The sequence below is a fragment of the Nocardia tenerifensis NBRC 101015 genome (genome assembly GCF_000308715.1).
Lineage (GTDB): Bacteria > Actinomycetota > Actinomycetes > Mycobacteriales > Mycobacteriaceae > Nocardia > Nocardia tenerifensis.
This window is the reverse complement of the sequence record NZ_BAGH01000182.1, coordinates 1-22,015: the sequence shown is the minus strand read 5'-3', so window position 1 is coordinate 22,015 and position 22,015 is coordinate 1. Positions and strand designations below refer to the sequence as shown.

Below are 22,015 nucleotides of genomic sequence, written 5' to 3'. Positions count from 1 at the left end.
AAGCCGCCCCCGGAACTCCGGGGGCGGCTTCGCGTTTCGCCGGCGACTGGGGAACGACCTCAGATGGCCCAGAGCCGCCCATAGGTGTACACGGTGTCGCCGCTGCCGCTGGCCACCTTGACGAACGGCCGGATCGTGGTCTGCCCGACCACCCCCGTGACGGTGCCGTGGAACCCGGACATCCGGATGAAGCCCGAGGTCCCGGAGATGTCACCGCCCGCGCACTCGACCGTCTGGATACCGGGCCCGAGGCCGACCTCGAGCTCGATGCCCGCCCGCGGAATCAGCCCGTCGAGCTTGAGCAGCACGCCGCTGTCGCCGCCGAGATCGGCCCCGAGCCCCGGCGTCGAGTACCCGAACTTCAACCGCCCGCTGAGCGTCGCCGGATAACCGACCTGATAGCCGATGGTGATGTGCCCGCGCCAGTCGTCGGCGTTCGGGCCGGTGACCTTGAACGAGGCCTCACCGTTGTGAAACCACTCTCGGGTGAACGGATTTCCGTCCAGCGGCGGCACGAAGTCGATTCTCGTGTCGGACTGGACCGCCTCGATCGACCGATCCTTCTGATCGACGATCTGGCTACTGCTGTCGACGACCGCTCCCGCGGCGCCCATTCCGAAGGCCAGTCCCGACGCCACGATGGTGGCGACGGCGAACAGACGGACGCTTCGGCCGCATTGCTGCGATTTTTCCCTCATCAGGTTGTCCCCTCTGCACACACACCTGTCGAGCGTGGTCATTCGCTCGACGCCCGCTCCCCGCACACGGGAGCGAAGAACTCATCGAATCATCCGGGGCGATCAGGTGCTCGGTAAACGAAAATCATGACAAAACAAGCACATAACGCAATGGGCAGCGGCCGCGCCAGGGGGACAGCGGATTCGAGGCACCTCACCCTCCCTTGACGGTCGAGTCGGCCGGGTCGTCGACGATCCAGCAGCCGTCGAGCTCCGGATAGCGCGCGCGGACCTCGGGCAGCAGGTCGGGCAGCGTCAGCAGGACCAGATCCGGCCGGGCCGCGACGAGTTCGGCGGGCGCGATGATCGGCACGTCCGTGCCCGGCATCCGGCGGCCCTGCTTGGCCTGCGACGCGTCGGCGACCGCGGCGATCAATCCGCGATCGACGCCCGCCAGGCTGAACAGCGCTACCGCGCGCGAGGCCGCGCCGTAGGCGAAGACCCGATCGCCCTGCGCCGCATGCCGATCCAGCCAGCGGCGCAGGGCGCCGGCATGTCCGTCGGCCGACCGTTGCAGGCCGCGCACCGCGTGCGGCTCGGTGTATTCGGCCTCCCGGGCGAGGATCTTGCGGGCCGCCGCGTCCGGTCGATGCCTGCCGTGCCGCGCGGCGACGAGCACCGTCCCGCCGTACAGGTCGAAATGCCATGCGGTGGTGATGCTCAGGCCGGCGGAGGCCAGCAACCGGCCGAGCGCGGACATCGAGTAGTAGGCGAAGTGGCCGTGCCGCAACGCGTTCCACTGACCCGCCGCGACGATCGTGGCCAGCGAGTGGAACTGGATGAGCAGCAGGCCGTCCGGTGCGGTGGCCGCCGCCCGCTCGGCGAAGGCCGCGCGCTGATCGGGCTCGTGCATGAGGCCGAAGCAGTCGAGCACCACGTCGGCGACGCCGTCGGTGACGGTGTAGCCACGCCCGGTGAGCAGCGGCAGCCAGGTGCCGCCGTGCGGGCTGCCGAACTCGCGCACCGTCTTACCGTGCAGCAGACCGGCTTTCGCCACGCGGGCGACCGCGTCGGCCGCCTGCTCGCGCAGCGCGGCGGGCTCGATCCCGCGCGGCTCCTCGGCGGGGGTGTCGTCCTCGGCCAGCTGGGCGAGGCCGCAGTACCCGCACAGGTCCATGCGCAGCGGGTGCGCGGTCTCGGCGAGGCCGACCGGCGCGGCGGCCGGTGGGAAGAAGTCGGCGGCCGGAACCAGCCCGAGATCGAGCACCGGGCCGAGATGGCCACTGCGGCAACCCCGGCAGACACGCGCGCCGGCAGCGGCGATCACGGCGCGCCCCCGCCGATGTGGACCGGCGACGAGGCCGCGCGTGGCACCATGGCCTGGTGCGCATCGAGGAGACCGAACTCGCCGACGTTCTCGTGCTCGTGCCGGAGCCCTTCCGCGACGAACGCGGTTTCTTCACAAGGACTTTCGACGCCGCGGAGTTCGACGCCCACCTGGGCGCGCCGGGCGCGTCCGCCGCGTTCGGTCAGGACTCGCAGTCCCGCTCGGCGGGCGGCGTGATCCGTGGCATGCACGGCCGCTCCGGGCGCGGCGAGGCGAAACTGGTCCGGTGTGCGCGCGGCGCGGTGCACGACGTGCTGGTCGACCTGCGCCGCGGCTCGCCGACCTTCGGTAAGCAGCAGGCGTTCCGGCTCGACGACGAAACCTTCCGGCACCTCTACGTGCCGCCCGGGTTCCTGCACGGCTTCCAGGCGCTCACCGACCTCGCCGACGTCTGCTATCGCATCGACCGCCCGCACGACCCCGCCGAGGACCTCGGCGTCGCCTACGACGACCCGGACCTCGCCATCGCCTGGCCGCGCCCGGTCACCGTCGTGTCGGCGCGCGACGCCGCCGCGGGCAGCTGGCGGCGACTGCTCGCGACGCTGTGACGGCGGCCTGCGCCTAACTGGCCGGCACACGGGCGGAGCCGGGCTGGACCCGGCGCATCGACTCGTCGAGCACCCCGGTGTCGCGCAGCCGTTCCAGATGCGGCAACCGGGTGAAGCGCTGGAAGAAGTCGTCGTAGGTGAGGCCACGCGCGGTGTACTCCTGGAACAGCTCGTCCGCGCCCGCCTGCACGGTCCACAGCGCGCGAAAACCGAAGGCGGCGCGGGCAGCCGAGAAATCGACCCGATAGGAGCGCGGGTCGGCGCCGCTCTCGCCGGTGATGTTCAACCGGGAGCCCGGCACCGCCGCTACCACCGCGCGGGCGATGTCGGCGACGGTCAGGTTGTTGGCCTCGGTGCCGATATTGAAGGCGCGGCAGTGAATCGCCGCCGGCGGCGCGGTCAGGCAGTTGGCGAACGCCCACGCGATATCGCGGGCGTGCACCAGCGGCCGCCACGGCGTCCCGTCGGAGAGCACCTTCACCTCGCCGGTCAGCGTCGCGTACCCGACGAGATTGTTCAGCACGATATCGGCGCGCAGCCGCGGCGAGAACCCGAAAGCCGTTGCGTTGCGCAGGAATACGGGGGAGAAGCCGGAGTCGGCGAGCACCGCGACATCGTCCTCGACGCGCACCTTGCTCTCCGCGTACGGGGTGATCGGCCGCAGCGGCGCGTCCTCGGTGACCAGATCCGCGCCCGCGGCGCCGTAGACCGAGCAGGTCGAGGCGTACAGAAAACGCCGCACCCCGGCCTCTTTCGCGAGCCGGGCCAGCCGGACCGACGCGTGATGGTTGATGTCGTAGGTGATCTCGGGCGCCAGCGCGCCGAGCGGGTCGTTGGACAGGGCGGCGAGATGGATGACCGCGTCGAAGCCGCGCAGGTGCTCCACGGTCACGTCGCGCAGGTCCATGGCCAGGCCGGGCGGGTCGCCGGGCAGGTCGCCGAGCACGCAGTCGGCGAAGAAGCCGGCGTCGAGGCCGACCACCTCGTGCGCGTTGGCCCGCAGGATCGGCACCATGACGGTGCCTAGATAGCCCTGGTGGCCGGTGAGCAGTACCCGCATGGCTAGGAACCTCCGAAATCGATGACGCCCTTGTCGAGTACGAACGCCTCGGCGTGCCCGGTGTGGCACTGCACGCCGCGCAGCCGGGTCAGGGCGGTGAAGGCCTGCTCGTCGAACCAGTCGCGATGGGCCTGGGACGGATAGTGTTTCAGCAGCAGCCGCGACTTCTCCTGGGCCAGTTCCGCACTGAGCCGGTGATACAGGCTCGGGGCGGGAGTGTCGCTCTCCCACTTGAGAATCTCGTAGCCGAGCACCATGTGGTCACGGAACTCGGTGGGGGTCAGCTCGGCGAGCAGCCGGTGATCCTGATGGGCGTCGCCGCGCTGTGGCGCGAAGACGAGGCCGGGATCCACGCGGGCGCGAAAGGCGCTGAGCTCGTTCTTGATTCGGTCCCAGTGCGCGGGCGCCCGCCCGTCGGGTATGTCGAGCACGGTCAAATCGACCTCGGCGCCGGGGCAGAACGCGTCCAGCGCGAGGGTCTCCTCGTCCGCGCGCGCGGTGCCGCCGCCGGACAGCACGAGGGCGCGCACCCGCAGGCCGGGGCGCGCGCGAGCAAGGGTCAGCAGGGTGGCGCCCATGCCGATGGCGATGTCGTCGCAGTGCGCGCCGAGCACGGCGATCTCGTGGACCGCCCCGACATTCAGCCGGATCACGCGTTCTCCCAGACCATCCACGGGCGCGCGCCGGACTGGTAGCCCGCGTCGAGCTCGGCCCGTTCCTTGAAGGTGTCGGCCGGCTTCCAGAAGCCGAGATGCTGATAGCCGAGCAGCCGGCCCTGACCCGCCAGGGCGCCGCAGGCGTCGGCGACGAGATCGCCGCCGGGCGGCAGCAGATCGAAGATCTCCTGGCTGAGCACGAAGTAACCGCCATTCTCCCACAGCGGCATTCGCGACACCGGCATGATCTCCTTGACCTCGCCGGTGGGCTTCATGTCCACGCAGTGGAACGAGGACTGCGGCGGCACGACCATCATCGAGGCCGCGGCGCCGGACTCGGTGAACCGCGCGATCATCTCGTCCAGCGGTGCGTCGGTGAGCACGTCGGCGTAGTTGGCCAGGAACGGCTCGTCGCCCGCGACATGCTCGCGCACCCGGCGCAGCCGTTCGCCGATGGGCGACTCCAGGCCGGTGTCGACGAAGGTGATCTGCCAGTCGCTGATGTCGGAGCTCAGCATCTCCACCCGGCCGTCGCGGATGACGAAGTCGTTGGACACCGACTCCTCGTAGGTCAAGAAGAAGTTCTTGATGTGCAGGCCGCCGTAGCCGAGGCACAGGATGAACTCCTTGTGGCCGTAGTGCGCGTAGTAGCGCATGACGTGCCACAGCAGCGGCCGCGGGCCGACCAGCTGCATGGGTTTCGGGATCATGTCGTCGGAGCCGTCGCGCATCCGCATGCCGTAGCCACCGCAGAACAGCACAACTTTCATCGTGCTCCCCTCCCTGTCATTTCCGTATGTCGAGCGATGTTCACGTCGTTGTGACTGGTGAGGTCGGCACTGTGCAGTACCGGGAGCGGGTAGACCAATTGGCCTCCCCACGAAGCGATGTGGCGCAGCTGCTCGGTGATCTCGGCCTCGAGATTCCACGGCAGCACGAGCACGACGTCGGGCCGATCCTGCTCGATCCGTTCGGGCGGGTGGATCGGGATCCGGGTGCCGGGCGTGAAACGCCCATGCTTGTACGGGTTTCGGTCGACGGTGTACTCGAGCAGGTCGGTCCGGATGCCGCAGTAGTTCAGCAGGGTGTTGCCCTTGCCCGGCGCGCCGTAGCCGACCACGCGCTTGCCCGCGGCGCGCTGGTCGAGCAGGAACCGCAGCAGGTCCTGCCGGACGGCCTCGGTGCGCGGGCGCAGCTCGGCGTAGCCCTCGGCCTCGTGCAGCCCCGCATCCTGTTCCAGCCGAAGCACTTCGCGCACGCGCTCGCCCGGCACGGCGCCGAGCTCGGCGGGCCTGGCCCACAGGCGGATCGAGCCGCCGTGGGTCTCCAGCAGCTCGACGTCGACCACCGCGAGGTTCGCCGTCGCCAGCGCGCGCTGCGCGGAGTGCACGGTGTAGTACTGGAAGTGCTCGTGGTAGATCGTGTCGAACTGCCCGAGCCGCAACAGGTTCAGCGCGTGGTGCACCTCGAGGGAGAGCCAGCCGTCGTCGGCCATCAGCGCCCGCAGCGATCTGGTGAACCCGCGCAGATCCGGCACGTGTGCGTAGACGTTGTTGGCCACCACCAGGTTCGCGGGCCGGTGCACGGCCCGGATCCGCGCGGCGGACTCCTCGTCGAGGAAGGCGGTCTCGGTCGGCACGCCCGCGGCGCGCGCGGCGTCGCCGACGTTCACCGACGGTTCGACGCCGAGGCAGGGGATGCCCGCCGCGACGGCGTGCCGGAGCAGGTACCCGTCGTTGCTCGCCACCTCCACGACGAACGAGTCGGCGTCCAGGGCGAGTCGCTCGATCGCCTGCGCCACAAAGGTTTCCGCGTGCCGTACCCAGCTGTCGGAATACGACGAGAAGTACGCGTACTCGGTGAACGTTTCCTCCGGCGTGATCAACGCCGGAATCTGTAACAGCAGACAGTCCGTGCACAACCGTAGGTGTAGCGGGTAAGTTGATTCCGGTAGATCGAGTTCGGCCGCGGCGAGAAATTTCTCGCACGGCGGCGTGGCGCCCAAGTCGAGCACACTCGTCAAACGTTCGGAATCACACAGTCGACACAGCAACGAAGCCCACCTTCTGCCAAAGAGTCGCACCTCCGGCGCATTGCCGGCGCACCCCTGACGTCGACCAGATCCAGTGAGACGTTACAACGAAAGCCTCGGGTGTTGTAGCCGAAATCAGCTGGTGGAGAAGTAATTTCCGGTACTTTTCCCGGGTTTCTGGGCGGTAGCGTCCACGTGGCTAACCAGCGGATCGGCACTCAGCCCCTAATGGGATGAATTCGCCTGGAGGTAGCGAAGTGACGCTACCTGGCCTCCTACCGCGGCGAGCGCCGAAACATACCAGGGCGCCAAACCGACCGTTTTCTTGTCGGCTACCGCGTGGAACACTTTGTGGCCCCGTTGATTCGACATGTGAAACAGATTGTGTTCTGTAACAATCGGCTTTTGACCGGCGAAGGACGTGACAACCCGAGGCGGTCACGCTGGTGCCGTGGGTACCGATCGATGCGGATCGGGGGGCTAATTTCTTCTCTCCCATGGGGAGGTGCGTTTCCATGAGCTTCGAGCTCGCCGACGACGACGATCTTGACTACCGTAGATCGTCGTTCATCCTGCCGCGCTCCGAGCGCGAGCGATGGCAGGCAGAATATGTCAGGCGCTTAGGCGCAACGGATTTCGCGGTGATCATGGCGTCCGTCGGGCTCGCGCAGATCATCCGCTTCGGCGGGCCGGCCGCGCCGCCGCTGGCCTGGCACCTGCCGTATGAGGTCGGGTACACGGTCGTCTCCGGTGCGCTCGCGTTCGTCTGGGCCGCCTTCCTCGCCGTCGGCCACACCCGGTCGCCGCAGGTGGTCGGCAGCGGAAGCGAGGAGTACCGCAGGCTGGTCTCGGCGACCCTGCGGCTGTTCGGGGTGCTCGCGATCGTGTCGCTGGTCTTCCAGATCGAGTTCGCGCGCGGCTATTTGGCCATCGCGCTGCCGCTCGGCCTGTTCGGCCTGATGCTGAGCAGGCTGCTGTGGCGGATCCACGCGCGCCAGTTGCGCGGGCGAGGGGAGTACCGGACCTCGGTGCTCGTCGTCGGCTGCGCGGAGGCGGCCCAGGCGATGGCGAACGCGTTCGCCCGCGACCCCGCCTCGGGCTACCGGGTGGTCGGTGTGTGTATCCCCAACGGGCACAACGAGATCACCGAGTACACCCGCGACCCGTCGGGCCACACCTTCTCGGTGGTCGGCAGCGATCGCACCGTGCTCGACGCCGTGCGCCGCAGCGGGGCCGACACCGTGGCCGTCACCGCGACCGATCACCTCGGGCCGGTCGAGTTGCGCCGCATGGCTTGGGAACTCGACCCGCTCGGCGTCGAGCTGATCGTCGCCCCCGGCGTGGTCGACATCGCGGGCACCCGGCTGACGAACCGCTTCGTCGCCGGCGTGCCGATGCTGCACATCGCCAAACCGCAGTACGACCGCGCCAAGTCGACCGGCAAGGCGGTGTTCGACGTGTGCTTCGCGGCCGCGGTGCTCGTCGCCATCGCGCCGACCATGCTCGCCATCGCGCTGGCGGTGAAGCTGACAAGTCCGGGTCCGGTGTTCTATCTGTCGGAGCGAATCGGGCGCGGCGGCAAGCCCTTCCGGATGATCAAGTTCCGCAGCATGTACACCGAGGCGGAGGCGGGCGTGGACGCGCTCATCGAGCGCAACGGCGGCAACCCGGTCTTCTTCAAGATGAAGGACGATCCGCGAATCACGCCCGTCGGCAAAGTGATCCGCAAGTTCAGCCTGGACGAGCTGCCGCAGTTCTTCAACGTGCTGCGCGGTGAGATGAGCGTGGTCGGGCCGCGCCCGCAGGTGCAGCGCGAGGTGGACAGCTACGACGGCGAGATGCGGCGCAGGCTGCTGGTGAAGCCGGGGGTCACCGGGCTGTGGCAGGTGAGCGGCCGGTCCGATCTGTCGTTGGAAGACTCTGTGCGGCTTGATCTTTCCTACGTGGAGAACTGGTCCATGGTGCTCGATCTGCTGCTCATCGCGCGGACGATCGGGGCGGTCACGCGGGGCGCAGGCGCCTACTGAGCGGCCGGGAACTCCTGGGCCAGTTCGTGGAACAGCGCGGTGTTCATGGCGAACGCGCGCTGTCCCTCGTCGAGCACGCGCCTGCGCTCGAGGTCGTCGAGCGGCAGCCGGTCGAGCAGGGTGCGGTACTCGCGTTTGAAGGCGGCGGGATTGCCGACGGCGTCGAAGACGTAGAAGCGCACCCCGTCGCCGCGGTGCGGCAGATTCCAGAGCTTCTCGGCGGTGCCGCGGATGACCTGTCCGCCGGACAGATCGCCGAGGTAGCGGGTGTAGTGGTGGGCGATGTAGCCCGCGGGCCAGTCGCGGGCGCACTCGTCGATGCGCGCGGCGTAGGCCGCCGTCGCGGGCAGCGGCTCGAGGCCGTCGCGCCAGTGCGGGCCGATCAGGTGGGCGAGATCGCGTTCGGCGCACGCACGTGCCTCACTGAATGGGCGGCGGGCGCCTGCGGCCCCTCGGCCGGATGCGCCGCACGATCGGACGGCGCAGCGAGCCGAAGCGCCGCAGGATGCGCGGACGCCGAACGGTACGGTCGAACCATTCACCCAGCGTGACCCCCGCGGCCAGCGCGCAGCCGACGCCGAACGCGAGCAGCAGCTGATTCGCCCCGGGCACCAGGTCGTCGGTGAGCACGCCGTAGAGCCCGCGGTAGAGCTTCAGACCCGGCAGCAGCGGGGTGATGCCCGCGACGGCGACCACGAGCGGGGGCGTCAACGCGCGACGCGCCATCAGACCACCGGCCATGCCGATCACGGCCGCGGCGACGCCCGAGGAGAGCACCGGCCCGAACCCGATCTCCTGCACCAGCAGGTAGCAGATCGTCCCCGCGGCGCCGCTGCCCGCCGCGGCGGTGAGCGCGCGCTTCTCCGCGTAGCAGGCCAGGGCGAAGGCGAGCGCGGCCACCGCGCCCGCCACGATCTGCACCGGTAGGTCGATGATGCCGCCCGCGGGCGTCGTCAGGATCGGCGGCACCGTGGCGCCGAAGATCCAGCCGACCCGCAGCGTGAGCGCGATGCCGGCGATGATGCCGCCGGTCATCATCATCACCTCGAGCATGCGCGCCGTCGAGGTGATCGGCGCGCCGGTTATCCCGTCCTGCACCGCGCCGACCAGTTGTAATCCACTGAGCAGCACGGTGATTCCGGCCGCGATGATCAACGCGGGATCCACCTCGATGCCCAGCGGCTCGGCCAGGGTGGCGAGGATGACGGCCGGGCTGGCGGCGATCGCGCCGCCCACCATGTGCTGGAAGAAGAACGGCAGACCGTAGCGGTTGAGCACGCGGTTGACCCGGTCGATCGCCAGCGTCGTGCCGAAACTGACCAATGCCACCACGATGCCGCCGCCGAGCAGCGCGGCGATCGAGGCCGCCAGCAGCGACCAGCCGAAGGTGGCCGTCCAGCGGTGGTAGGGGTGCGGCGCGGAGGTGATCGCGTCGAGCGCGGCGCGCGCGTCCTCGGGCGCGACGACCTCGTTGCGGATGCGCCGGGTGAGCCGGTCGACGGCGGCGAGCCGGGTGAAGTCGAGCGACCGGTAGCGCACGATGCGCATGGTGCTGGCCGGCGGCAACAGCGGACCCCGGTCGGCCCAGATCCTGATGGCGTCGTAGGTGACGTCGATATTGCAGCGGGCCAGCCCGTAGGTGGCCGCGATGAATTGGACCTGCGTGGTGGTGTCGTTCACGCCGGTGCCGGAGGCGAGCACCACCTCGCCGACCCGCACGGCGAGGTCCAGCACCTCGGCGACGCGGGCGTCGTCGGTGAGGTCGATCGGCTGCAGCGGCGAGGGCGCCGCGACGATCGTGTCCGCGGTCGCCGGGCGGTCGGCCACCAGCTTGCCGACCGCCTGGCTCACCACCGGCATCCGCCGCACTCGCCGGAACAGCCGCCGTCGACCGAGATGATCGACCCGCGTTTCGGTGCTGCCGCCTCCCGGAAGCGTGTCTGAAGCCATGCACGCGAACGTAGTCACCTTTCGGCGACCTTCGCATCCGGGCTGGCACAGCGGCCCGCCGAGCGCGTGTCGGGACGGGGTGGAGACACGAATGCGGGGCTGTCTCTCTTAGAGCGCGATGTTCTCGCGGGCGAGCAGTCCGGCCAGTGCGCCGAGCAGTTCGTGCTCCGGTCGGTCGGGCAACTCGGTGGCGCGCCAGGCGACGAATCCGTCGGGCCGGACGAGGGTCGCGCCGGTGGGGGTGAGGCCGTATGCGGTGTGGAAGCGGTCGTCGACGTCATCGAGATCCGTCCCGATGACGACGGCGTTGAGGTCGAGACCCGCTGCGGCGGAAGCTTTTTCCGCCGCGCCGACCCACTCCGCGCCCGCCGCTCCGGTCAGCAGGGTGAAGCCGCCGTCGAACAGGTCCAGGGTGGACAGCGTCGTCTCGGGTCTGCGCAGCCAGACGTGCGGTGCGCGCAATCCGGGGCGACCGGTGGGGTGGCGGGGGTCCTCGACGGGGGTGTCCGGCGTGTCCGGCTCGGTGTGAACGGCCGAGGAGCGGTATCGATAGCCGAGGATCATGGTGAGGTCGTCGATGGTGGCCGCGTCGTCGCCGGTGCCGGTGTGCCTGCCGTGCAGCCGCTGCATCGCCTGGTCGAGCGTGACCAGCGCGACGGGGCGGCGTTCGTCGTGGTAGGTGTCCAGGAGCGCTTGTCCCGCTTGGCCTTTGAGTACCGCGGCGAGTTTCCACGCCAGGTTGTTCGCATCGGCGATGCCGGTGTTCGCGCCGAAGGAGCCGGTCGGCGGAACGACATGCGCCGCGTCGCCGACGAAGAAGATCCGCCCCTCCCGATACCGGTCGGCTACCCACGCGCCGATCCGCGTCGTGGCGACCTTCTGGTTCGACCCGGCCATGAGCGGCACGAGGGTGAGTTCGAGTCCCGGATCGCCGATGGCGCGCCGGGCCAGTTCGACGCAGCGCTGTTCGGTGAAGTCCGCGGCGCTCTCGCCGGATTCGGGGCCGAACGGAATGCCGAGCGACCAGCGGCCGAACTCGCGGCCAGGCACGAGGGCGGTGCCCTTCGTCGGCTCGTCGAAGTAGCCGAGCAAAAAACGGCGGTCGCGCAGCGCGGCGCCGAGGTCGGCGTCGAAGACGAAGCTCGCGGCCTCGATCAGCACGCCGGGGCCCGTCGCGCCGATGCCGAGCCGGGTGCGGATGCCCGCGCGATTGCCGTCGGCGGCCACCAGGTAGTTCGCGTGAACGGTGTGCTCGGCGCCGCTCGTGAGATCGCGCAGTACTGTGGTGACGCCATCTCCGCCGGCGTCGAAGGAGATCAGCTCGGTACCGAAACGTATTACCGCACCGTATTTTTCGGCCTCGGCGCGCACGACGCGCTCGAGCTCGTCCTGATCGATCATCGTCCAGTCGGTGGGGCTGAGGTCGGCGGACGGACGGACCTGGCTGAGCACGTCGACCCGGAAGCGCTCCCGCCCCGCCAACGTGTCCGCGCCGATCATCTCCGGGAAGTCGGCCAGGATCGAGGTGTGGTCGCGGATGGATTTCTCCAGGCCGAGCGCCCGGTAGAGCTCCATCGAGCGCGGGTTGAAGGCTCGGGCCTGCGGTTGCCGCGCGGTGGAGGGGTGGCGCTCGACCAGCGTGGGGCGGATGCCCGCCCTGGCGAGAAAGAGCGCGGTGGACAGGCCGGCGATGCCGCCGCCGGATGAGGACCTGGGTTTCCGAGTGTGTGTGCACGACGAACTTCTCCTGAGATGACGGGCTGGTCCCTCCATGATTCAACTGTCTATTCAACTTTGTCAATCGTCTGGTTGATTAACTCGTTGCTGCGGCTAAAACTGCTATGCGGATGTAGAATCACCTCGTGCCGTCGTCGAAACCCCGCAGGTCACCCAAACCGCAGGAGCGTCAGCGCGATCCGGAACGCACCCGCCAGCTCATCCTGGACGCGGCCGAGGCCGAGTTCGCCGCGCATGGATTCCAGGGCGCGCGCACCGCGGCGATCGCCGCCCGCGCCGGGGTCAACCAGCAGCTGATCTCCTACTACTTCGACGGGAAAGAGGGCCTGCACCAGGCCATGTCGCAGCGCTGGGAGGAACGCCGCCGCAACCTCGTCCCGCCCGAGACGCCGCTGCCCGAACAGCTACGCCGCTACGCGCTGGAGGCGCGGCACAACCCCGACGGCGTTCGGCTCATGGCCTGGGGCGGCCTCGAATACACCGGTCCCGCAAGCGATCCCGACCATGTGCCGCGCGCGAAAATGCTCGAGCACAGCGTCGAGGAGCTGCGCGCCCTGCAGGCCGAGGGCCGCCTGCCCGCCGAACTCGACCCGTCCACCCTCGTGGTCATGCTCATGGCCGCCGCCATGGCCCCGACGACACTGCCGCACGTCATCGAGGGCGTCTGCCGAACCGACCCGCGCGCACCGGAGTTCATCGACCACTACGCCGATCAGGTCGCGCTCCTCGTCGAGTTGCTCGGGCGCGGTGGCGATTCGGCGCGGGATTCCGCGGGCTGACCGAAACCTCTTGCGGCGGTATCTATTAGACGGTGAGCTGGAGGATGTCGATGCCCCGGTTGTTGTCGGCGACGTAGGCGAGGCCGCGGTGCCAGTAGGGCGCCCAGGCGGCCGCGTCGGCGGGGCGGTAGTAGGCGATCTGCTTGGGGTTGGTCGGGTCGCCGACGTCGAGGAACCTGGTGCCCTGCGCGTAGAACGACTGCGCGAGGATCTTGCCCTGCACGTCGAAGTAGTGGGCGGAGCAGTCGGCGGAGGCCGGGTCGGTGCCCTCCTGCCCGGCGACGCCCCACGTGCCGACGGTGTTGAGCCGGAACGGTTTCTGCGGCGTGGAGCGCCACCCCTCGCCGCCGTAGGATCCCTCCAGGGACGCGATGACCAGCACGCCGTCGCCCGCGCAGCCGTCGACGAAGCTCTCCTCGGTGGCGTAGATCAGATTCCCGTTGTCCCAGTGGCCCGCGCCTCCGCCGTCGCCGGCTCGGTTGCCGACGGGGCGGAAGCTGTTGTGCATGAACTTCGACGGCGCCGCGGTCTCCTTGATCCCGCCGCCCGCGTAGGGGACGGGATCGTAGGGCGTCGCCGCCCGGACCTTGCCGGTCAAGGGATCCTTGTGCATGCCCGCGGTCCAGTAACCGCGCACGCCGCCGCGGCCCGAGGCCCACGCGACGCCCATCTCGTCGACCTGGACGTCGTGCACGTAGTCGGTCTTACCGTCGTTGCGCGCCAACTCGATCGGGTTGGGGGAGACCTTCGGCTTGCGCGGATCGCGCACGTCGGTGACCCAGACCGGGCGGCCGCCCCAGTCGGCCGGCATGGTGTTCGACTTGGCCGGCCCGCCGGTCCACAGGTACTGGCAGTCGTTGATGCAGCTGGTGGTGTGTCCCGCGGGCACCTTGACATAGCTGAGCACGGTCGGCTTCTCCGGCGTAGCCAGGTCGACCACGTAGATGCCGGACTCGCCGGTCCCGACATTGCCGCCGAACGCGCGTGGGTCGCGAGAGAGGAAGGCGCGCTTGCGAACCGGGTCGAGCTCGGTGTCCTCGGTCTCCCACATGCCCGGCATGTTCAGTTGGCCGATCAGTTTCGGCGCGGCCGGGTCGGCGGTGAGATCGTAAGTCCGCAAACCGAACTCGCCGGAGACGACCATGACATCCCGGGCGCCGTACTGGAGGAATCGGAGCGAGATGGCGCCCTGCGCGCCGGGCACATTGCCGACGGCCTTGACATTCTTCTCCGCGCCGGGACCGCCCGTGCCGCGAGCGGCGGCGGCATGCGGGCCGTGCTCCTCACAGGCGGCGGCGGGCAGCGCGGTGGCCGCGAGCGTCGCGGCGACGGTGACCAGCAGCAATGACGACCGGAGCAACAGGCGGCGCACAACGACCTCCCAGCGAGACGCGATCACGTTGTGACCAGGATTCCTGGTCGCCGAGATGCCCTCACTGTAAATGTGGCGGGCGCATCCGCCGTCCCCATATCGCGATCTGACGAACTGGGGAACGAGTTGCGCGTGGTAGCTCGCGAGACGGCCGGCGCCGCCGTGTTTTCCCGGCGAAGAACGTGAATGATGCTGCCATGACGGGTGTTCCGTGTCGCGTGCGAGGTCGGTCCGTCGTACGCACCTGCACGCTCCTGGTCGTCGCGTGGGCGCTGCTCCTGCTCGGGGTCGCCGGCTGCACCGAATCGTCGGCGCTGCCGAGGCCCGGCGTGCTCACCGTCGGCCTCCGCGAACCGGCGACCCTGTTGCCCGCGGACGTGCGCGACCAGGCGGGCCGCATGCTCGCCCGCGCGCTCTGGACGCCGCTGGTCGACTACGACGCGGCGACCGGCACGGTCACCCCGCGAGCCGCCGAGTCGGTGTCCAGCACCGACCAGATGAACTGGGAGATCCGGCTGCGCGCGGGCGGCCGGTTCCACGACGGGACGCCGGTCACCGCGAAGTCCTATGTCGACACCTGGCAGGCGGTGCCGGCCGAGCGATGGGCGGGCTCCGCCGTGCTCACCGAGGTGCTGCGCCCCGTGCGCGTCAGCGCGCGAGACGAGCTCACCGTGCTGATCGAGCTCGACCGGCCGTTCGGTCAGGTGCCCGCCGTGCTCGCCGCACCGGCGCTGCTGCCCCTGCCGGCTTCGGCACTGGCTGCGAAGGACTGGAAAGCCTTCGCCGCCAATCCGATCGGCAACGGCCCGTTCCGCATGGCGGAGCCGTGGCGGCCGGGTTCGGGCGGCCGTCTGCTGCGCGTCGGCGAATCGGCAGGCAAGGCGCGCGAAATCGAGGTGCGGGTGGGCGATTCCGCCGCGCACTACGATCAGGTGCGGGCGGGCACGCTCGACGTCGCGGCCGAGGTCCCCGGCGAGCGGCACGACGCCATGCACCACGACTTCGCCGAGCGGCACGTCATGTGGCCGCTACCGGAGGTCGGCTACCTCGCATTCCCGTTGTCCGACAAGCGTTTCGAGGACGCGGCGGTACGGTACGCCTTCGCCATGGCGGTGGACCGCGCCGCCCTGGCCTCGGGACCCCTTGCGAGCCAGGTCGACCCGGCGCGCTCGATCCTGCCGCCCGGCATAGCACCGGGCGAACGCTCCGGCCCGTGCCGACCGTGCACCCACGATCAGCCCGCGGCGCGATCGTTGCTCGAGCAGGCCGGATTCACCGGACCGGTCACGGTGTACTTCGATGCCGGACAGGAAGATTGGGGACACGAGGTCGCCGATCAGATCGGCCCGGCGCTCGCGGTGGAGGTGACCGCCCGCCCGCGCGGGGACGAGGCGGGCCGGCCCGGCGACGGACCCTTCCTGGTGACTCGATCCCTGCGCACGGCCAGCCCCCATGAACTGCTCACCGAACTCACCCGGGCCGTCGGGTATGCCGACGAGGGGTTCGCCCAGTTGCTGGCCTCGGCCGACGCCGCCGGTCTCTCGGCGGAGAGCGGTCAGCTGTACCGGCTGGCGGAAAACCAACTCCTGCGCGATCTTCCGGCGGCGCCGCTGTGGACCGGCCACGGCCACGCGGTGTGGGCGTCGCGGCTGCGCGCGGTGCCGGCGGTGCCGCTGTGGGGCCTCGACCTCGCCGCGATCGAGATATGAACGCCGCTGTCGACTATGTGACCTGGAACACATTTGATCTTCCGTGGAACCCCGTTCGATTTCGCGCGTCTAAAGCCAATGACAGACAACAGCATTCAAGACAGGATTTCGTATGAGACTACGCACGGCCATTGTTCTCGGCTTCGCCGCGATCATGGGTTCGAGCCTGATCGCCGCCGGATCGGCGTCGGCGGTCACCGCCGTCTCCGGCCCGCAGGTGCCGGGGAATGTGCAGCTGGACGACAACGGCTGCCCGATTCCGCCGCGCGGCTCGGACGGCAAGCCGCTGCCGCCGCCGCCCGGACCCGACGGCCGCCCGCTGCCGCCGCCGACCGACGCCAACGGAAACCCCTGCCCGGCGCCTGACCGGTCGTAACGGGGGAGAAGTCAGCAGGGGGGACGCTGGGTAATGCCGACCCAGCGGTATGCGCGGTATCCGGCGTCCACCACCGAAACTGCCGAGCGCCGTCGATCTTTGCGCGATAGTCGTACCGGACAACGCGGTACGAGCGAGGGATACGACGATGGAGAATCCGGAAGCACCCGCCGGTGCGCGTTTCGCGCGAATCGTCGCCGCCAGTGTGGCCGGGACGACGATCGAGTTCTACGACTTCTTCCTGTACGGCTTAGCCGCCGCGTTGGTGTTCAACAAGGTTTTCTTCCCCGCGGGCGATCCGCTGACCGGCGTGCTGCTGGCTCTCGTCACCTACGCCGTCGGGTTTCTCGCGCGCCCGCTCGGCGGGGTGCTGTTCGGGCATCTCGGCGATCGCCTCGGGCGGCGGCGCACCCTGTCGCTCACCCTGCTGCTGATGGGCGGCGCGACCGTCGCGATCGGCCTCATTCCCGCCTACGCCACCATCGGGGTCGCGGCCCCGATCCTGTTGGTACTGCTGCGATTGGTGCAGGGGCTGGCGCTCGGCGGGGAGTGGGGCGGCGCGGTCCTCCTGGTCGCCGAGCACGGGTCCGCGGCGCACCGCGGATTCTGGAGCAGCTGGCCGCAGACCGGCGGACCGCTGGGAAACCTGCTGGCCACCGGCGTCCTCGCCGCGCTCGGTCTCGGCGTGACCAACAGCCAATTCCAGGACTGGGGCTGGCGAATCCCGTTCCTGCTCTCGATAGTGCTTGTCGCGGTGGGCATCTGGCTCCGGCACGCGGTGGAGGAGTCGCCGATTTTCCTGGCGGCCCAGCGGCGCACCGCGATCCACGACGGACCGGCGCCGGTCCGCGTCGTGCTGAGCCGCCACCGCAAGCAGGTGCTGATGGCCGCGCTAGCCGACGTCGGCGAGAAGGCGACCTACTACACGTTCAGCATCTTCCTGCTCGCCTACCTCACCCAGGTGGTGCACGTGCCGAAATCGACCGCGCTGACGGCGATCACGATCGCCTCGGTCTTTCAGGCGATCGCGATCGTGCTCGGCGGCGCGGCGGGCGACCGCTACGGTCGGCGGGTCACCAGCGTTCTGCTCGCCGGGCTGATCGCCCTGTGGGCGCTGGCCGGGCTACCGATGGTCAACAGCGGCAGCCCGATTCGGATCACCGTGGTCGTCACGATCGGGCTCACCCTGCACGGCCTGCTCACCGGCGCGCAGGCGCCGTTCTTCGCCGAACTCTTCCCCAGCGAGATCCGGTACACCGGAGCGTCTTTGGGCTACCAGCTCGCGACCATCGTCGGCGGCTCGCTCACCCCGATCATCGGAGTCGCGCTGCTGCACCGCTACCCGTCCACCCTCCCCATCACGCTGCTGCTGTGCCTGATGCTGGCCTGCACCGCCGCCGCGTTCCTGTGGGCGGGGGAGACGCGCGACCGCGATCTGCGCGAGGTGACCGACGGCTCGCCCGCGGGCGAGCCTCGATCGGCCGCTACGCCCTGACCCGGATCGGGCCCGGCGGCTATCCCCGCTCGAACACGCTCGCGTCGTCGAGCATGGCCGCCCGCAGCATGGACTCCGGCACGCCCATGCCCTCCACGAGGGTGAGCGCGTCGGGCCGCAGCCGGTCCACGAGCTCGTTGACGCCGCGGCGGACCGCCTTGGCCCGCTCGACCGACATGAACCGGTGCATGATGTACCAGTCCCGGTTCTCCTCCAGCGTGGTGTAAACGTAGAGGTCGCAAACGGTTTCGGCGAGCTCGCGGGCTTCCTGGTCTTGAATGTCCTCGATGCCTTCGATGAAGGCCTCCAGGATCAGACGATCGATATGCGCGGTGCCCGCGGCCAGAATGTGGTCCTGCGCGTTGTTGAAGGCCTCGAACGGCGTGGTGTCCTCCGCGCGGGCACGCAGGCGGTGACCCGCGGTGCGCACCAGATACTCCTCGCGGTCGGCGAACAGCTGCAACTGCACCGCGCGCCGGGCGATATCGCCCTCGTCCACGGAGTCGCTCGAACTGTCGCGCAGCCGCTGGATCAGCTGCCGCACGCCGGTCACCTTGCGCACCTCGTCGCCCACCATGGTCGCGGCGAACTTCACCCAGCCGAGCGCGTCCAGATCGCGCACCTCATCGGAGTAGGCGGTGAGCAGCTCCTTGGCGACCAGCTGGGTGAGCACCACGTTGTCGCCCTCGAAGGTGGTGAACACGTCGGTGTCCGCCTTCAACGTGACGAGCCGGTTCTCGGTCAAATAGCCTGCGCCGCCGCAGGCTTCGCGGCACTCCTGGATGGCGCGGGTGGCGTGGCGGGTCTGCGCGACCTTCAGGCCCGCGGCCCGCTTCTCCAGTGCCCGTTGCGAACTCGGGTTGAGATCCTGCCCCGTCTGCACCAGGTGCATCCGGCGCACGAGGTCGTTCTGCGCGAACGCCAGCGCGTAGGACTTCGCGACGAGGGGCAGCAGGCGTCGCTGGTGGCTGCGGTAGTCGAGCAGCACAGTCTCCTGTCCGCTGTCCGGATCGGAGAACTGCCTGCGCTTCAACGCGTATCGGATCGCGATGCTCAGCGCGACCCTGGCGCCCGCGGCCGCCGCGCCGCCGACGCTGACCCGTCCGCGCACCAGGGTGCCGAGCGTGGTGAAGAAGCGACGGCTCGGGTTCTCGATCTCGGAGGTGTACGTCCCGTCGGGCTCGACGTCGGCGTAGCGGTTGAGCAGGTTCTCCCGGGGGATGCGGACCTGGTCGAACACGATGCGGCCGTTGTCGACGCCGGGCAGTCCGCCCTTGAGGCCGTCGTCGAAGGTGGTGACTCCGGGCAGGTCCGCGCCGTTCTCGTCGCGGATCGGCACCAGCAGGCAGTGCACGCCCCGGCTCTCGCCCTGGGTGACCAACTGCGCGAAAACCGCTGCCATTCTTGCGTGTTCGGCCGCGCCGCCGATGTAATCCTTGCGCGCCGACGGCGTCGGCGAGTGGATCACGAACTCCTGGGTGTCGGGGTCGTAGGTCGCGGTGGTCTCGAGGTTGGCGACATCGCTGCCGTGCCCGGACTCGGTCATCGCGAAACAGCCGAGCAGGTCGAGGGAGATGAGCCGCTTGATGTACTCACGGTGCCGTTCGGTGCCGAGGTTCTCCACCGCGCCGCCGAACAGGCCCCACTGCACACCGGCCTTCACCCACAGCGAGAGATCCGCGTACGCCAGCATCTCCAGCCCGGTCACCGCCGCGCCCGGCTCGCTGGTCCCGCCGTTCTCCCGGCGGAAACCGCGCTCGGCGTAGCCCATCGTCGAGATGAGGCGCATCTGCTCGAGCACCCGTGCCCTGGCGGCCTTGTAGTCGAGGTACGGGTCGCCGGCGAACTTGTCGTCCGCGAGCTGGAGGCGGGCCTGCTCCCGGATCTCGCCCCACGGGCCGTCCAGTGCCGCCCGCAGGTGATCCGCCGTGGTTGCGATGCCGGTTGTCATAACTCGACATTAGCCCGCGCCACGCCGACCAAACCGTGACTGTTGACACGACATTCGGGGCGTGGCTCTTGTGGTGGATTGAACACATGTTTAGTATATTGAACATGTGTTTAACGAACAGCCCGTACCGCAAGGACCCGCCTCGGATCTGACGACGGCGGCCCGGATCCGCGACGCCGCGATCGAGGTCTTCGGCGACCAGGGTTTCCAGGTCGGCGTGCGCGCCATCGCCAAGGCGGCCGGCGTCTCACCGGGCCTGGTGAATCACCACTTCGGCTCCAAGGAGGGGCTGCGCGCCGCCTGCGACGACCGGGTTTTGCAGCTGGTCCGCGACGAGAAGGTGAAGGCCCTCACCGCGGGCAGCGTCTCGAAGGGCATGCTGGCCGCCCTGGCCGAGATCGAGGTGTACGGACCGCTGGTCGCCTACATGGTGCGCAGCCTGCAGGCGGGTGGTCCGCTGGCGCGGTCGCTGTTCGACCACATGGTCGAGGACGCCGTGGTCTACATCGAGCAAGGCGTGGAGGCGGGCGCGATCAAGCCGAGTCGCGACCCGGCGGCGCGCGCCAGATACCTCATGACCCTCAATGTGGGCGCCACTCTGCTGTGGGTGCAGATGAATCAGCAGCCCGGCGAGAAGCTCGACTTCCGCAAGATCACTCGTGAGCTGACCGAAGAGCTCACCCCACCCGCCCTGGAGTTCTACACCCAGGGCTTGCTCACCGACCCAACGCTTTTGGACACCTTCATCAAGGAGCACTGATGTCCGAGGTAATTCGAATCGACGATCTCCGCAAGACGTTCGGCCACGTGGCCGCGCTGGACGGATTGGATCTGACTGTCCGAGAAGGGGAGATCCACGGCTTCCTCGGCCCCAACGGCGCGGGCAAGTCGACGACCATCCGGGTCCTGCTCGGCATCCTGCGCGCCACCTCCGGCCGGGCCGAGCTGTTCGGGCGCGACCCGTGGGCCGACGCGGTCGCGCTACACCACGAACTCGCCTATGTCCCAGGCGATGTCACGCTGTGGCCGTCGCTGTCCGGCGGCGAGACGATCGACCTGCTCGCCAGGATGCGCGGCGGCATCAACACCGAGCGCCGGGCGGAGCTGATCGAGCGGTTCGATCTGGATTCGCGCAAGAAGGCCCGCACCTACTCGAAAGGCAACCGACAGAAGGTCGCACTGATCTCCGCGCTCGCCTCCGACGTCCGGCTGCTGCTGCTCGACGAGCCGACCTCCGGCCTGGATCCGTTGATGGAACAGGTCTTTCGCGAATGCGTCGAGGAGGCCAAGCAGCGCGGCACCACGGTGCTGCTGTCGAGTCACATCCTGTCCGAGGTCGAGGTGCTCTGCGACCGGGTGACCATCATTCGCGCCGGGCGCACGGTGGAGAGCGGCTCGCTGTCGGAGATGCGGCACCTCTCGCGCACCTCGATCACCGCCGAGTTGACCGGCGACCCAGGCGATCTGGGCCGCATCGCGGGCGTCGACGACATCGAGTGGGACGGCAAGACGCTGCGCTGCCAGGTGGACGGCGGCCACCTCGGCGAGCTGATCCGGGTGCTCGGCGACACCGGCGTGCGCAGCCTGACCAGCGCGCCGCCGACGCTGGAGGAGCTGTTCATGCGGCACTATCACGTCGACGGCGACACCTCGGAGCGCGCGGCGCGCGATGGGGAGAAGGTGCGCGCATGACCACCGTCACCGCGGACCGGCGCTACGCCGCCCCCGCCGTGCGCGGCTCGGCGGACTTCGCGGGCACCGGCCAACTGCTGCGCCTGTATCTGCGCCGCGATCGAATCGTGTTGCCGCTGTGGGTGATCGCCTTCGGCATGCTCCCGGCGTTCTACGTGGCGAGCACCAAGAAGCTCTACGGCACACCGGAAGACCTCGCCAACTACGCGAAATCCATCACGGACAGTCCCGCGCTCGTCGCCATGTACGGACCGGTGTTCAGCACGGATCTAGGCTCCATGGCGCTGTGGAAGGCGGGGCCGTACTTCGCGATGATCGCCATCGCGACCATCCTCACCGTCATCCGGCACACCAGGGTCGAGGAGGAGACCGGCCGCGCCGAACTCGTCGGCGCCACCAGCATCGGCCGCTATGCCGGGCTCACCGCCGGGCTGCTGCTGACGACGATCGGCTGCGTGCTCGTCGGAATCCTCTCTACGGCAATGCTGTACAGCAACGACCTGCCGCTCGCCGGTTCGGTGGCGTTCTCCACCGCGCTGGCCTGCTCCGGCCTGGCCTGGGCGGGGG

At 69.4% G+C, this 22,015-nt stretch carries 19 protein-coding genes and 1 pseudogene; 9 read left to right on the top strand and 11 right to left on the bottom strand.

Going from position 1 to position 22,015, the window contains the following annotated elements:
- Positions 1–59 precede the first annotated feature (59 nt).
- Both ON39_RS14880 and ON39_RS14875 read right to left on the bottom strand, forming a co-directional pair.
- Positions 60–698 carry an MspA family porin gene (locus ON39_RS14880; RefSeq protein ID WP_063713347.1) on the bottom strand — a complete coding sequence of 213 codons (639 nt, stop codon included), beginning with the start codon at positions 696–698 and terminating at the stop codon, positions 60–62.
- A 193-nt stretch (positions 699–891) separates the two neighbouring features.
- Positions 892–2,004, bottom strand: coding sequence for a transferase (locus tag ON39_RS14875; RefSeq protein WP_373283689.1), 1,113 nt, complete (start codon positions 2,002–2,004; stop codon positions 892–894).
- A gap of 56 nt (positions 2,005–2,060) precedes the next feature.
- Here ON39_RS14875 and rfbC point away from each other — a divergent pair, with 56 nt between their 5' ends.
- Entirely contained in the window at positions 2,061–2,612 is a 552-nt protein-coding gene (rfbC, locus tag ON39_RS14870; RefSeq protein ID WP_040734642.1) for a dTDP-4-dehydrorhamnose 3,5-epimerase, read from the top strand.
- 13 nt (positions 2,613–2,625) lie between these two features.
- On the opposite strand, the gene ON39_RS14865 is transcribed toward rfbC, so the two are convergent.
- Genes ON39_RS14865 through ON39_RS14850 form a run of 4 tightly spaced genes read right to left on the bottom strand, consistent with a single transcriptional unit; the run spans position 2,626 to position 6,381 of the window.
- Entirely contained in the window at positions 2,626–3,672 is a 1,047-nt protein-coding gene (locus ON39_RS14865; protein ID WP_040734625.1) for an NAD-dependent epimerase/dehydratase family protein, read from the bottom strand.
- 2 nt (positions 3,673–3,674) lie between these two features.
- Positions 3,675–4,325, bottom strand: a complete 651-nt coding sequence (locus ON39_RS14860; RefSeq protein ID WP_040734624.1) for a PIG-L deacetylase family protein — start codon at positions 4,323–4,325, stop codon at positions 3,675–3,677.
- Complete coding sequence (locus tag ON39_RS14855; RefSeq protein WP_040734623.1) at positions 4,322–5,098, bottom strand: glycosyltransferase family protein; 777 nt, start codon at positions 5,096–5,098, stop codon at positions 4,322–4,324. The genes ON39_RS14860 and ON39_RS14855 overlap by 4 nt, the downstream gene beginning before the upstream one ends.
- Positions 5,095–6,381 (bottom strand): class I SAM-dependent methyltransferase, encoded by a 1,287-nt coding sequence (locus tag ON39_RS14850; RefSeq protein ID WP_051186623.1) that lies wholly within the window; start codon positions 6,379–6,381, stop codon positions 5,095–5,097. The genes ON39_RS14855 and ON39_RS14850 overlap by 4 nt, the downstream gene beginning before the upstream one ends.
- Positions 6,382–6,875: 494 nt before the next feature.
- Here ON39_RS14850 and ON39_RS14845 point away from each other — a divergent pair, with 494 nt between their 5' ends.
- Positions 6,876–8,387: a sugar transferase gene (locus ON39_RS14845; protein ID WP_040734637.1), complete on the top strand. Its 1,512-nt coding sequence runs from the start codon at positions 6,876–6,878 to the stop codon at positions 8,385–8,387.
- On the opposite strand, the pseudogene ON39_RS14840 reads toward ON39_RS14845, so the two are convergent.
- The 3 genes and pseudogenes from ON39_RS14840 to ON39_RS14830 all read right to left on the bottom strand — a co-directional run.
- Positions 8,381–8,779, bottom strand: a pseudogene (locus tag ON39_RS14840) (biliverdin-producing heme oxygenase); the annotation flags it as partial. The gene ON39_RS14845 and the pseudogene ON39_RS14840 sit on opposite strands and share 7 nt — an antisense overlap.
- Before the next feature lie 28 nt (positions 8,780–8,807).
- Positions 8,808–10,247 (bottom strand): threonine/serine exporter family protein, encoded by a 1,440-nt coding sequence (locus ON39_RS14835; RefSeq protein ID WP_040734621.1) that lies wholly within the window; start codon positions 10,245–10,247, stop codon positions 8,808–8,810.
- 198 nt (positions 10,248–10,445) lie between these two features.
- Entirely contained in the window at positions 10,446–12,110 is a 1,665-nt protein-coding gene (locus ON39_RS14830; protein WP_083894450.1) for an FAD-dependent monooxygenase, read from the bottom strand.
- 89 nt (positions 12,111–12,199) lie between these two features.
- Here ON39_RS14830 and ON39_RS14825 point away from each other — a divergent pair, with 89 nt between their 5' ends.
- A complete protein-coding gene (locus ON39_RS14825) occupies positions 12,200–12,853 on the top strand; it encodes a TetR/AcrR family transcriptional regulator (RefSeq protein WP_040734619.1) in 654 nt (217 codons plus the stop codon).
- A 25-nt stretch (positions 12,854–12,878) separates the two neighbouring features.
- On the opposite strand, the gene ON39_RS14820 is transcribed toward ON39_RS14825, so the two are convergent.
- Positions 12,879–14,252 carry an LVIVD repeat-containing protein gene (locus ON39_RS14820; RefSeq protein WP_246003118.1) on the bottom strand — a complete coding sequence of 458 codons (1,374 nt, stop codon included), beginning with the start codon at positions 14,250–14,252 and terminating at the stop codon, positions 12,879–12,881.
- A 191-nt stretch (positions 14,253–14,443) separates the two neighbouring features.
- On the opposite strand from ON39_RS14820, the gene ON39_RS14815 reads away from it, so the two are divergent.
- The 3 genes from ON39_RS14815 to ON39_RS14805 all read left to right on the top strand — a co-directional run bounded on the left by ON39_RS14815 (position 14,444) and on the right by ON39_RS14805 (position 17,805).
- Positions 14,444–15,934 (top strand): ABC transporter substrate-binding protein, encoded by a 1,491-nt coding sequence (locus ON39_RS14815; RefSeq protein WP_246003119.1) that lies wholly within the window; start codon positions 14,444–14,446, stop codon positions 15,932–15,934.
- A 112-nt stretch (positions 15,935–16,046) separates the two neighbouring features.
- Positions 16,047–16,310, top strand: coding sequence for a hypothetical protein (locus ON39_RS14810; RefSeq protein ID WP_040734617.1), 264 nt, complete (start codon positions 16,047–16,049; stop codon positions 16,308–16,310).
- A gap of 148 nt (positions 16,311–16,458) precedes the next feature.
- Positions 16,459–17,805, top strand: a complete 1,347-nt coding sequence (locus tag ON39_RS14805) for an MFS transporter (RefSeq protein ID WP_040734616.1) — start codon at positions 16,459–16,461, stop codon at positions 17,803–17,805.
- 19 nt (positions 17,806–17,824) lie between these two features.
- Here the strand turns inward: ON39_RS14805 and ON39_RS14800 are convergent, their stop codons facing one another.
- Complete coding sequence (locus tag ON39_RS14800; RefSeq protein WP_174412527.1) at positions 17,825–19,756, bottom strand: acyl-CoA dehydrogenase family protein; 1,932 nt, start codon at positions 19,754–19,756, stop codon at positions 17,825–17,827.
- A gap of 106 nt (positions 19,757–19,862) precedes the next feature.
- Here ON39_RS14800 and ON39_RS14795 point away from each other — a divergent pair, with 106 nt between their 5' ends.
- The 3 genes from ON39_RS14795 to ON39_RS14785 all read left to right on the top strand — a co-directional run.
- Positions 19,863–20,516, top strand: a complete 654-nt coding sequence (locus ON39_RS14795; RefSeq protein ID WP_040734614.1) for a TetR/AcrR family transcriptional regulator — start codon at positions 19,863–19,865, stop codon at positions 20,514–20,516.
- Entirely contained in the window at positions 20,516–21,448 is a 933-nt protein-coding gene (locus ON39_RS14790) for an ABC transporter ATP-binding protein (protein ID WP_040734612.1), read from the top strand. The genes ON39_RS14795 and ON39_RS14790 overlap by 1 nt, the downstream gene beginning before the upstream one ends.
- On the top strand, positions 21,445–22,015 hold a 571-nt coding region (locus tag ON39_RS14785; RefSeq protein ID WP_040734611.1), incomplete at its 3' end, for an efflux permease Rv1217c-related protein. The genes ON39_RS14790 and ON39_RS14785, both read left to right, overlap by 4 nt.

Excerpts from the sequence above, each read along its gene's own strand:
- ON39_RS14880 (WP_063713347.1), bottom strand. The coding sequence starts at position 698 with ATGAGGGAAAAATCGCAGCAATGCGGCCGAAGCGTCCGTCTGTTCGCC.
- ON39_RS14865 (WP_040734625.1), bottom strand. The coding sequence starts at position 3,672 with ATGCGGGTACTGCTCACCGGCCACCAGGGCTATCTAGGCACCGTCATG.
- ON39_RS14855 (WP_040734623.1), bottom strand. The coding sequence starts at position 5,098 with ATGAAAGTTGTGCTGTTCTGCGGTGGCTACGGCATGCGGATGCGCGAC.
- ON39_RS14845 (WP_040734637.1), top strand. The coding sequence starts at position 6,876 with ATGAGCTTCGAGCTCGCCGACGACGACGATCTTGACTACCGTAGATCG.
- ON39_RS14835 (WP_040734621.1), bottom strand. The coding sequence starts at position 10,247 with ATGCCGGTGGTGAGCCAGGCGGTCGGCAAGCTGGTGGCCGACCGCCCG.
- ON39_RS14830 (WP_083894450.1), bottom strand. The coding sequence starts at position 12,110 with ATGGAGGGACCAGCCCGTCATCTCAGGAGAAGTTCGTCGTGCACACAC.
- ON39_RS14810 (WP_040734617.1), top strand. The coding sequence starts at position 16,047 with ATGAGACTACGCACGGCCATTGTTCTCGGCTTCGCCGCGATCATGGGT.
- ON39_RS14805 (WP_040734616.1), top strand. The coding sequence starts at position 16,459 with ATGGAGAATCCGGAAGCACCCGCCGGTGCGCGTTTCGCGCGAATCGTC.
- ON39_RS14800 (WP_174412527.1), bottom strand. The coding sequence starts at position 19,756 with ATGACAACCGGCATCGCAACCACGGCGGATCACCTGCGGGCGGCACTG.
- ON39_RS14790 (WP_040734612.1), top strand. The coding sequence starts at position 20,516 with ATGTCCGAGGTAATTCGAATCGACGATCTCCGCAAGACGTTCGGCCAC.